Source organism: Mesorhizobium sp. M7A.F.Ca.US.006.04.2.1 (genome assembly GCF_004022915.1).
Taxonomy (GTDB): Bacteria; Pseudomonadota; Alphaproteobacteria; order Rhizobiales; family Rhizobiaceae; genus Mesorhizobium; species Mesorhizobium ciceri.
Genome location: NZ_RZQA01000137.1, coordinates 1 through 9850, shown reverse-complemented (window position 1 = coordinate 9850; position 9850 = coordinate 1). Strand labels below are relative to the sequence as shown.

At 63.5% G+C, this 9850-nt stretch carries 9 protein-coding genes; 7 read left to right on the top strand and 2 right to left on the bottom strand.

What is annotated here, in order from left to right; genetic code table 11:
* Together EN925_RS10175 and EN925_RS10170 are read right to left on the bottom strand one after the other, a co-directional pair.
* On the bottom strand, positions 1–587 hold a 587-nt coding region (locus EN925_RS10175), incomplete at its 3' end, for an FAD-dependent oxidoreductase (protein ID WP_164894172.1).
* 254 nt (positions 588–841) lie between these two features.
* Entirely contained in the window at positions 842–2419 is a 1578-nt protein-coding gene (locus EN925_RS10170; RefSeq protein ID WP_127384787.1) for a trimethylamine methyltransferase family protein, read from the bottom strand.
* A 252-nt stretch (positions 2420–2671) separates the two neighbouring features.
* Here EN925_RS10170 and EN925_RS10165 point away from each other — a divergent pair, with 252 nt between their 5' ends.
* The 7 genes from EN925_RS10165 (at position 2672) to EN925_RS10135 (ending at position 9841) form a co-directional block, all read left to right on the top strand.
* Entirely contained in the window at positions 2672–3847 is a 1176-nt protein-coding gene (locus EN925_RS10165) for an MFS transporter (RefSeq protein ID WP_127384788.1), read from the top strand.
* Positions 3848–3991: 144 nt separating this feature from the next.
* Positions 3992–5164 carry an MFS transporter gene (locus tag EN925_RS10160; protein WP_024501292.1) on the top strand — a complete coding sequence of 391 codons (1173 nt, stop codon included), beginning with the start codon at positions 3992–3994 and terminating at the stop codon, positions 5162–5164.
* A gap of 66 nt (positions 5165–5230) precedes the next feature.
* Positions 5231–7303 (top strand): prolyl oligopeptidase family protein, encoded by a 2073-nt coding sequence (locus tag EN925_RS10155; protein ID WP_127384789.1) that lies wholly within the window; start codon positions 5231–5233, stop codon positions 7301–7303.
* A gap of 68 nt (positions 7304–7371) precedes the next feature.
* The gene (locus EN925_RS10150) at positions 7372–7512 is read left to right on the top strand and encodes a capsid protein (protein WP_082826679.1); all 141 of its coding nucleotides are present in this window, start codon (positions 7372–7374) and stop codon (positions 7510–7512) included.
* 48 nt (positions 7513–7560) lie between these two features.
* On the top strand, positions 7561–8940 hold the full coding sequence (locus tag EN925_RS10145; RefSeq protein ID WP_127365792.1) for an aspartate aminotransferase family protein: 1380 nt from the start codon (positions 7561–7563) through the stop codon (positions 8938–8940).
* A gap of 142 nt (positions 8941–9082) precedes the next feature.
* Positions 9083–9448, top strand: coding sequence for a hypothetical protein (locus tag EN925_RS10140; protein WP_127384790.1), 366 nt, complete (start codon positions 9083–9085; stop codon positions 9446–9448).
* Positions 9449–9526: 78 nt separating this feature from the next.
* Positions 9527–9841: a hypothetical protein gene (locus tag EN925_RS10135; RefSeq protein WP_245487215.1), complete on the top strand. Its 315-nt coding sequence runs from the start codon at positions 9527–9529 to the stop codon at positions 9839–9841.
* Positions 9842–9850: the final 9 nt, after the last annotated feature.

The following is a 9850-nucleotide window of genomic DNA, read 5'->3' as shown; positions in this document are numbered from 1 at the left end:
GCCTTCACCGTGCCCTGTTCGGTGACGACATTCCAGGTGCCGTCGACCTCCTGCGTCAATTCCACGACGCGGTTGCGCAGCACGATCTCGGCGCCGAGTTTTTTCGCCGCCTTTGAATAGGCGATGGTGGTGCCGGACGGGTCGAGATGGCCTTCGACCGGATCCCACATGGCGCCGACGAAATTGGTCTCGTCCATCAGCGGGAACATCGCCTTGGCTTCGGAAGGGGTGATCAGCTCTGTGTCCATGCCGAGATAGCGGCCCTTGGCGTGGGCAAGGCGCAGGAAGTCCATGCGCTCGGGCGTATCGGCCATCATCACGCCGCCGGTCAAATGCAGCGAGCAGGACTGGCCGGATATCTCCTCGATCTCCTTGTAGAGCTGCACCGTATAGGCCTGCAGCTTGGCGACGTTGGGGTCGCCGTTCAGCGTGTGGAAGCCGCCCGCCGCGTGCCAGGACGAGCCGGATGTGAGTTCAGAGCGCTCGATCAGCATGATGTCGGTCCAGCCGGCCTTGGCCAGGTGGTAGAGAACCGAGCAGCCGACGACGCCGCCGCCGATGACAACCGCTTTTACGTGAGATTTCATCAAGATAGGTCCGCTTTTGGAGAGATTGAATCGGGGGAGTGGGGCGTGCCTGTTTCGCGACGGCTGCGTGTTTCGTGAATGGCTTCCCCCACTCCGTCGCTGCTTCGCAGCGCCACCTCTCTCCCCTCCGGAGGGAGAGGAAGGGCGCTAGCCGGTATAAGCTCGCGCCCTTCCTCTACCCCGTGGATCGGGGGAGAGGTGTCGAGCGCAGCTCGACGGAGTGGGGGTCGACTGTTCATCAACAACACAGATGATCAAAAATCGGTCGGCGCGCCGCCCTCGGACCGCCGCTTGGCGACGAAGGCGTTGAGTTCCTCGTGGATGGCCGGGTCCATGTAAGGCTCCTCATAGGACGCCAGCCGCTCCTTCCAGACCTTGTTGGCCTTTTCGAGCGCCGTCGGGGAGCCGGCTTCCGCCCAGGTCTCGTAATTGCGCCAGTCGGAGAGGATCGGCGAGTAGAAGGCGGTCTTGTAGCGGTCCTGCGTGTGCTGGGTGCCGAAGAAATGGCCGCCCGGGCCGACCGACTGGATGGCGTCGAAGCCGAGTGCCTCTTCGGAAAGGTCGAGCGGGGTCAGGAATTCGGCCACCATCTGCAGCAGGTCGATGTCCAGGATGGTCTTCTCGTAGGAGCAGCGCAGGCCGCCCTCGAGCCAGCCGGCGGCATGCATCATCAGGTTGCCGCCGCCCTGGATGGCACCCCACAGCGAGAATACGCTTTCATAAGCCGCCTGCGCGTCGACCGTGTTGGCGGCGCAGGTGTTGGAGGTGCGGTAGGGGATGTTGTAGCGGCGGGCAAGCTGGCCGCCGACGAGCTGCGCCTTCATGTATTCCGGCGTGCCGAACGCCGGTGAACCGGACTTCATGTCGACATTGGAGGTGAAGCCGCCATATCCAACGGGGGCGCCCTTGCGCACCATCTGGGCGAAGGCGATGCCGGCAAGCGCCTCCGCGTTCTGCTGCACCAGTGCGCCGGCGATGGTGACAGGCGCCATCGCACCCGACAGGGTGAACGGCGTCACGACGACGACCTGGCCCTTGCTCGACATCTGGATGATGCCTTCCATCATCGGCACGTCGAGCTTGAGCGGCGAATTGGTGTTGATGATGGTGAAGACGGACGGCTCTTCGAGCATCTGCTCGTGGCTGATGCCGCGCGCGATCCTGGCGATCTCGATGCCGTCGACATTGCGTTCCTTGCCGAGCGAATAGATGTGGAACACCTTGTCGGTGAGCACACTGAGATCGCGGATGCATTCGAGATGGCGGACGGATGGATGGATATCGGTCGGCTCGACCGGGTAGCCGCCCGTGCAGTTCAGAATGTTGTGCATCTGCGCGAGTTTTAAGAAATTGCGGTAGTCCTGCTGGTTGCCGGGCCGGCGGCCGCGATCGATGTCGGAGCAATTGGGCGCCGACGCCATCATCGAGACGATCACATTGTTGCCGCCAAAGCGCACATTGTGCGCAGGATTGCGGGCATGGATGGTGAATTCCGACGGGCAGTGCGACACCAGGTCGAGGATCATGTCGCTGTCGAAGCGCACCCGCTCTGAACCGTCACGCACGTCGGCGCCATGCGCCTTCATGATGCTGCGGGCCTCGTCATGCAGCACGTCGACGCCGATTTCCCGCAGCACGCGCAGGGAAGCGAGGTGAATCGATTCCAGCTCGTCGTCGGAGACCAGCCTGGTTGGCGCCAGCGGGTTCTTCAACTGGCGAAAAGCCGGCTGCTCGAACGCGGCCGAGCCGCCGGCGCGCTTTCCAGCGCGGCCGCCGCGACGGGCACGGTCGGTGGCCAATGCCGGTTCTGAGGGTTGTAGGGCGGCGGTCATGATGGTCCTCGTGGGATGCGATAGCGGGCGGCATAATGGACCGGCGGCTGTCCGGCCATTGCGGAGGCGACGACCACTAGGGCGAGGGAAGCGACATGCCGGAACGACAGGTGCCCGGCCGCGACATCGGCTTGATCAGGTTGCCGCGTTGGAGCAAGCGGATTTCGGTGGCCGGCCCTTCCCTTCCGGGGATCGAACCGATAGCTACTTGGCTTGCCGGCCTGATGGCCAGCAGTTCATCTGGATGGCAGCATGGTCGCGACCGGCTCGAGCGAAGGCGAAGCAGGAACGCAATGGGCAGCGCTTGCCGGCGTCACCGCGGCACTTGCCATGTTTGGCGCCGCGCAAGGGCTGAGCTCGCCGCTGTTCACATTGCTGATGCAGAAGCAAGGCATGTCGCCGGCGCTGATCGGCCTGTCGGCGGCGATGATGCCGCTCGGGCTGATCCTGTCGGCTTCCTTCGTGCCGGCGGCGGTGCGGCTGGTCGGCGGGCGCAACCTGGCGGTCGGCTGCTCGCTGACCGGCGCGCTCTGCTTCCTGGGCATCGGCTATCTACAGGACTGGGTGGCGTGGTTCGTCATCCGCTTCATCATCGGCGTGGTCATCAATCCGCTTTATATCCTTGGCGAGGTGTGGGCGCTGTCGCTGGCACCGCCGTCGCGGCGCGGCCGGGTGATGGGCGTGTTCAACACGCTGATGGGCGCCGGTTACGCCGCCGGACCATTCGCGCTGACCCTGCTCGGCACGTCGGGCTGGGCGCCTTTCATGGTCGGCGTCGCCGGTTTCGCGCTCTGCGCGGTGATCCTGCACGCCGTCTCGTCAAAGCTCACCGGCTTCGAGGATGACGGCCAGCCTGCCAGCGGCCTTGTCGGGTTTGCCAAAATGGCGCCGGCGCTGCTGCTTGCCGTGCTTGTCTCGGCGGCGGTCCAGCAGAGCACCTATGCGCTGGTCCCGGTCTTCGGCGCCAGCTATGGCCTGGCGGAAGCCGTTCTGGCCTCGCTGGTGATGGCGCTTTCCCTCGGCAACATCCTGCTGCAGATACCACTCGGCCTTCTGGCGGAGCGTTTTGGCGGCCGCGCCATGATCATCGTCTGCGCACTGGCAACAACCGTTTGCGCGCTTTTGCTGTCTCTGCTGATCACAACGCCGTTGATCTGGGTGGTGCTGCTGGTGATGGGCGCGGTCGGTTACGGTGTCTACACCATGGCATTGGTCGAACTCGGCAGCCGGTTCAAGGGCTCTGTGCTGGTCGCCGGCAACGCTGCCTTTGCGCTGATGTGGGGCGTTGGTGGCATCGTCGGCCCACCCGGTGCGGGCCTGCTCATGCAAGGCATCGGCCCACTTGGGCTGCCGGTGGTTATTGCCGCTCTCGACGCGGTGCTGGTGATGTTCGCGCTGTACCGCTCATCCATGCGCCGAGCTTCCTGATAAGCCCAACCTCCTGACAGGCCCAGCCTCCTGACAGGCCCAGCCTCCTGACAGGCACTGTCTGGAGCAAGCAGTTTTCGCCCGCCAGGGGCTTACCTCTGCGCAACTCAATCGCTAATCCTGCAGCCCGACAGCGGTGCGTACATGAATTTGGTTGAATCGAACAAGGACGAGACGATGCAATGGGCGGCGATCACCGGTGTGATCGCGACCGTCTCGGTGTTCGCCATCGCGCAAGGGTTGTCCTATCCGCTGCTGAGTTTCATCCTGCAGCGCCAGGGCGTTTCGCCAGCGATGATCGGCTTGTCGGCGGCCATGACGCCGATTGGCTTCATTCTGTCATCGCCGTTGATCCCGGCGCTGGCCCGCCGATTCGGGGCAGGGCGCACCGCGCTCACCTGTGCGGCCCTTTCGGCTGTCGTGCTGGCGCTGATCGGCTGGACGCAAAATGTCTATTTGTGGTTTCCCCTGCGCTTCCTGATCGGCGTCGTGACCAATCCGCTCTATGTGCTGAGCGAGATCTGGGTGATCGCGCTGGCACCGCCGGCCCGACGCGGCCGCGTCATGGGTGTCTATTCGACGATCATCTCGGCCGGTTTCGCGACCGGGCCACTGTGCCTGCTTGCAGTCGGCACTGAGGGCTGGCCGCCCTTCCTCGTCGGCATTTTCGCCTTCGTGCTGTGTGGCATTTGCCTGGCCTCGGTGCTGCCGCGTTTGCCCAAGGTCGACGAGGCCGGGCACCAGGTTTCCGTCCTGGGTTTCGTGCCGCTGGCGTGGCTGCTTTTGTTCGCCGTCATAGTCGCCGCCGGCTTCGAACAGGGTGCGTTGGCGTTGCTGCCGGTCTATGGCACCCATCACGGCATCACCGAAACCCGCATGTCGGCGCTGCTGTCGGTGATGATCGCCGGCAACATCGCCATGCAGGTGCCGCTCGGCCTTTTGGCGGAAAGGCTTTCCGCGCGCCTGGTGCGGCTTGCCTGCGTCGCGATCACGGTGCTCGGCTGCGTCCTGCTTCCGCTTCTCATCGAGTCGCCGCTGATCTGGCCAATGATCTTTGTCTGGGGCGCGGTTTCCTACGGCATCTACACAATGTCGATCATCGAGCTCGGCGAACGCTTCACCGGCTCCGCACTGGTCGCCGGCAATGCGGCCTTTTCCTTGATGTGGGGCGTCGGCGGCATCGCCGTGCCGCCGCTGGCGGGGGGCGCCATGGATGTTATGGGCGCCGGCGGACTGCCGATCACGCTTGGGCTGCTGTGCCTGGCGCTGGCCATTGCGAGCCTCGCTGGTCGGCGGAAAGCCTCAATTGTGCGCTGAACATGGTGAATATCGACGGCCTGTCGGCGTTGGCTTTTTCAAAGCAACGCGTTTATCGGAGACCTCATGACCAAGCCTGCCACCCAGACGCCGAATTCCGCCCCCACGACCGACGATCCCTTTCTCTGGCTGGAGGACAGGACGGCCAAGCAGTCATTGGACTGGGTACATCGCCAGAACGAGATCACGGTTGGTGAATTGCAGGGCGATCCGTTCTATCAGGCGTCGTTCCAGACCGCGCTCGACCTGATGACGGCCGAGGACAACATCGCTGTCGGCGCGGCAAAAGCCGGCCATGTCTACAATTTCTGGCAGGACAAGACCAATGTGCTCGGCCTCTGGCGCCGCACGACCGTCGCTTCCTACAAGACCGAGAAGCCCGACTGGGAAACGATCATCGACTTCGACCAGCTTGCGGCGGAGGAAGGGATAAAATGGGTTTTTGGCGGCGCCAGCCGGCTCTATCCCGACTTCAACCTTTGCCTTGTCTCGATGTCGCCGGATGGCGGCGACGCCAGCGAGATGCGCGAATTCGACATCGCGACCAAGTCGTTTGTCGAGGGTGGGTTTCGTGCACCCGCTTCCAAGTCGGGTTTCAGCTGGCTGGATAAGGACACCGTGATTGTTTCGGCCGCTTTCGACGAGGCCGACAAGACCGAGTCCGGCTATCCGCGAATCATAAAGCTGTGGAAGCGCGATACCAAGCTGGAAGACGCAACGCCGATCTTCGAGGCGCAGAAAGAGGATCTCGCCGTTGGTGCCGCTGTCGAGTACGACGGTGACAGACGCTATCTGGTCCTGGCTCGAACGCTGAATTTCTTCGCTTCGCACATCTTCCTTCGGCTGCCTTCCGGCGAAAACAAACAGCTGCCGCTACCGGACGACATGACCGATACGGCAATATTCAGGGATCAGCTCGTGTTCGGCGTGCGCAGTGCATGGACGGCGCCCGACGGCACGGTTTGCAAGCCCGACGGCCTCTATTCGCTGGACCTGGCGCGCTGGGTCGAAACCGGCGCGATCGGGCCTGTCGAAACCTTGTTCGAGCCGGCCTATCGCGTTTCCATAGCCGGCATTGCCCGCACGCGGGACCGGCTGTTCGTCAGCCTGATGGACAATGTGCGCGGCAAAGTCGTCGTCTGCGAGCGCATGGATGGCAACTGGTCGCTGAAACCGGTGGCGCTGCCCGAAAATGGCAATGTCGGCATCAGTCATGCCGAGCAGTTCGGCTCGAGTGTGTCCTTCTCCTTCACCGATTTCCTGACCCCGAGTTCGATCATCTGGTCCGACGACAATGGCGAGACGCTCGCCACCGTGAAGTCGCAGCCGGCGCGTTTCGATGCCTCGCCGCTGATCTCGGAACAGTTCGAGGCGCGCTCCAAGGACGGCACGATGATCCCCTATTTCGTCGTCAGGCGGCGCGACCAGAAAGGTCCGGTGCCGACGCTGCTTTACGGCTATGGCGGCTTCGAAGTGCCGCTGCTGCCCGGCTATGCCGGCGTGCGTGGTAAGCTGTGGCTGGAGAAAGGCAATGCCTATGTGCAGGCATGCATCCGCGGCGGCGGCGAGTTCGGCCCGGCCTGGCATCAAGCGGCGCTCAAGGGCAATCGCCAAAACGGATTCGACGATTTCGCAGCGGTCGCGCAGGACGTCGTCAAGCGCGGCATCGCGACAGCAAGCTCGCTCGGCATCCAGGGTGGTTCGAATGGCGGCTTGCTGACCGGCGTTTCCTTGACGCAGCATCCCGAGCTTTTCGGCGCCGTCATCATCGAGGTGCCGCTGCTCGACATGCTGCGTTACGCCGAATTGCCGCCTGGAGCCTCGTGGATGGCCGAATATGGCGATCCGTCGAAACCCGAAGACGCGAAGTGGCTTTCAGCCTACTCGCCCTACCAGCATGTCGACGCCGCTGCCGCCTATCCGCCTGTGCTGCTGACCACATCGACCGCTGACGATCGAGTCCATCCCGGCCATGCGCGCAAGATGGCCGCCCGCTTGCAGGAAGCCGGCCATGCGAGGACGCTGTTCTTCGAGGAGACCGAGGGCGGCCATGGCGGGCGTGGCGACCGCCGGCCGCAGGCGGCGCAGACGGCGATGAAATATGTCTTCCTGCAAAGGGCGCTGACAGCCAAGGCCTAGAGTCATTCAGTTATGGGCCAAGCAAAGGGTGGTTCTCCTCGAGCAGCCTTTGCTCTAAGGTGGCTTCCATGGCTCTCGTCAGGACGTTGATTGACGCATTTGAGGCTCGCGCATTGCGGGTCGCGGTGACGCCGTCACCGCGCACGCTGCGCGCCGAGCTTTTGCGGCTGTGTGCCCGCATCGGCTATTCGCCACCTCTCTGCCTCTGAAGCATTCGCCCCGGCTTGGCCGGATAGAATCCAGAGGGAAGATCAGACATGACCTATCAGAATTATTCGCTGACGCAGCTTCAGCAGATCGACGCCGCGCATCATCTGCATCCGTTCACCGACCACAAGGAAATGCGCGGGGCCGGGTCGCGCATCATCACCCATGCCAACGGCCCTTTCATCTACGATTCCGAGGGGGCTGAAATCCTCGACGGCATGGCCGGGCTGTGGTGCGTCAACATCGGCTATGGCCGTGACGAGCTGGCCGAGGCCGCCTATGCCCAGATGAAGGAACTGCCTTACTACAACTCCTTCTTCAAATGCTCGACGCCGACGCCAGTGCTGCTGTCCAAGAAGCTGGCGGAGATCGCGCCGAAGCACGTCAACCAGGTATTCTACGGCTCTTCCGGGTCGGAAGCCAACGACACCGCGCTGCGCCTCGTGCGCCACTATTGGGTGCTGGAGGGCAAGCCGGAGAAGAACCGCATCATCTCGCGCAAGATGGCCTATCACGGCTCGACCGTTGCCGGCACCTCGCTCGGCGGCATGGATGGTATGCACAAGCAGCTCAACGGTGCGGTGCCCAACATCGTCCATGTGATGATGCCCTATGCCTATGAGCTGGCGCTGCCTGGCGAGAGCGATCATGATTTCGGTCTGCGCGCGGCCGGGGCTGTCGAGGAGGCGATCCTCGAAGCCGGCGCCGACAAGGTTGCCGCGTTTATCGGCGAGCCGATCATGGGAGCCGGCGGCGTGAAGATACCGCCGGCGAGCTATTGGCCGGAAGTGCAGCGCATCTGCCGTAAATACGATGTCCTGCTGATGCTGGACGAAGTCATCACCGGTTATGGACGCACCGGCGAATGGTTTGCCGCACAGACACTCGGCATCGAGCCAGACACGATCACCACGGCCAAGGCGCTGACCTCGGGCTATCAGCCGCTGTCGGCATTGCTGGTTGGCGACCGCATCGCCTCGACGCTGGTCGAGAAGGGCGGCGAGTTCAACCATGGCTACACCTATTCCGGGCACCCGGTGGCCTGCGCCGTGGCGCTGAAGAACCTCGAGATCATCGAGCGCGAAGGGCTGGTCGACCGCGTCCGGAACGACACCGGCCCTTACTTCGCCAAGGCGTTGCAGGAGCGCATTGCCGGACATGATCTGGTCGGCGAGGTCCGTTCGATCGGACTGATGGGCGCGATCGAGATCGTCAAGGACAAGGCGACCAAGGAGCGGTTCCTGCCGGCTGGAAGTGCGGCGGTAACCGTGCGGGATCACGCCATCACGAATGGCATGATGCTGCGCGCCACCGGCGACACGATGATCCTGTCGCCGCCGCTGATCTGGACCCGCGATACGATCGATATGGCCTGCGACCGCATCTCGAAGGCGCTGGATCTGGCGCAAGCCGATCTTCGCAAGCGGTAGAACTCGACCCCTTGGCTGGGCGCTCTTCGGCGGGCGCGCCCAGCCTTGAGACCATGCCGAAGCGGCGAGGGAACGAATTCCATCACAAGCGCGTAGTGTGTGGGGCAGCGGCTGATTCGGCCGCCACAAGGGGTTTGTTTCCATGAGAAAAACCGGCAAGAGCCGACGGACGCGAGAAGCGGCCAGCATCGGCGGCGACCTGATGCTGGCGCCGCTGGTGGCGATGATGCGGCTGCCGTTGATGGCCATGGATGGCGCGAGCCGCCAGCCATGGAGTACGGAGACGGCGCGTGCGGTCAACGAGAAGACCGCCGCTATGGCCGAAGGCGCGTTTGCGGCACAAATGTCTTTCCTGCAATCGGCATCGCGGTTCTGGCCGGAAGTCTTTTCCGGCCGCACGCCGTCGCTGTTCAACGGGGTTGCGGCGGAGCGCTCGATCAGCGCCGCGCTGAAGCCGGCAAGCCGTGCCGTGAAAGCGAATTTTCGCCGGCTGTCCAACAAGACCTGACCGGGGTTGCAAAACTTTGATTTTGCGCATCGAGGAGCGCATGCGCTAGACTCAGTCCGTACGTTACCGATTGGGGACATGATGGCCGGACAACCGCTCAACCAGCCGGCTGAAATTCCAGCCGAACTCGACCGCTGGAACTGGGGCGCCTTCTTCCTCAACTGGATCTGGGGCATCGGCAACAGCACCTTCATTGCGTTGCTGGCGCTGATCCCTGTCGTCAACATCATCATGATCATCGTGCTGGGCGCACGCGGCAGCCGCTGGGCCTGGCAGAACCGCGCCTGGCGCGACCCGGAGCAGTTTCGCAAGACGCAGCGCAACTGGGCAATCGCCGGCCTTGCCGTCTGGGTGGTCGGGATTGGCGGCTGCCGCGTGCGCCCAGCACGATGATCATGATGA

Excerpts from the sequence above, each read along its gene's own strand:
- EN925_RS10170 (WP_127384787.1), bottom strand. The coding sequence starts at position 2,419 with ATGACCGCCGCCCTACAACCCTCAGAACCGGCATTGGCCACCGACCGT.
- EN925_RS10135 (WP_245487215.1), top strand. The coding sequence starts at position 9,527 with ATGATGGCCGGACAACCGCTCAACCAGCCGGCTGAAATTCCAGCCGAA.
- EN925_RS10145 (WP_127365792.1), top strand. The coding sequence starts at position 7,561 with ATGACCTATCAGAATTATTCGCTGACGCAGCTTCAGCAGATCGACGCC.
- EN925_RS10140 (WP_127384790.1), top strand. The coding sequence starts at position 9,083 with ATGAGAAAAACCGGCAAGAGCCGACGGACGCGAGAAGCGGCCAGCATC.
- EN925_RS10155 (WP_127384789.1), top strand. The coding sequence starts at position 5,231 with ATGACCAAGCCTGCCACCCAGACGCCGAATTCCGCCCCCACGACCGAC.
- EN925_RS10165 (WP_127384788.1), top strand. The coding sequence starts at position 2,672 with ATGGTCGCGACCGGCTCGAGCGAAGGCGAAGCAGGAACGCAATGGGCA.
- EN925_RS10150 (WP_082826679.1), top strand. The coding sequence starts at position 7,372 with ATGGCTCTCGTCAGGACGTTGATTGACGCATTTGAGGCTCGCGCATTG.
- EN925_RS10160 (WP_024501292.1), top strand. The coding sequence starts at position 3,992 with ATGAATTTGGTTGAATCGAACAAGGACGAGACGATGCAATGGGCGGCG.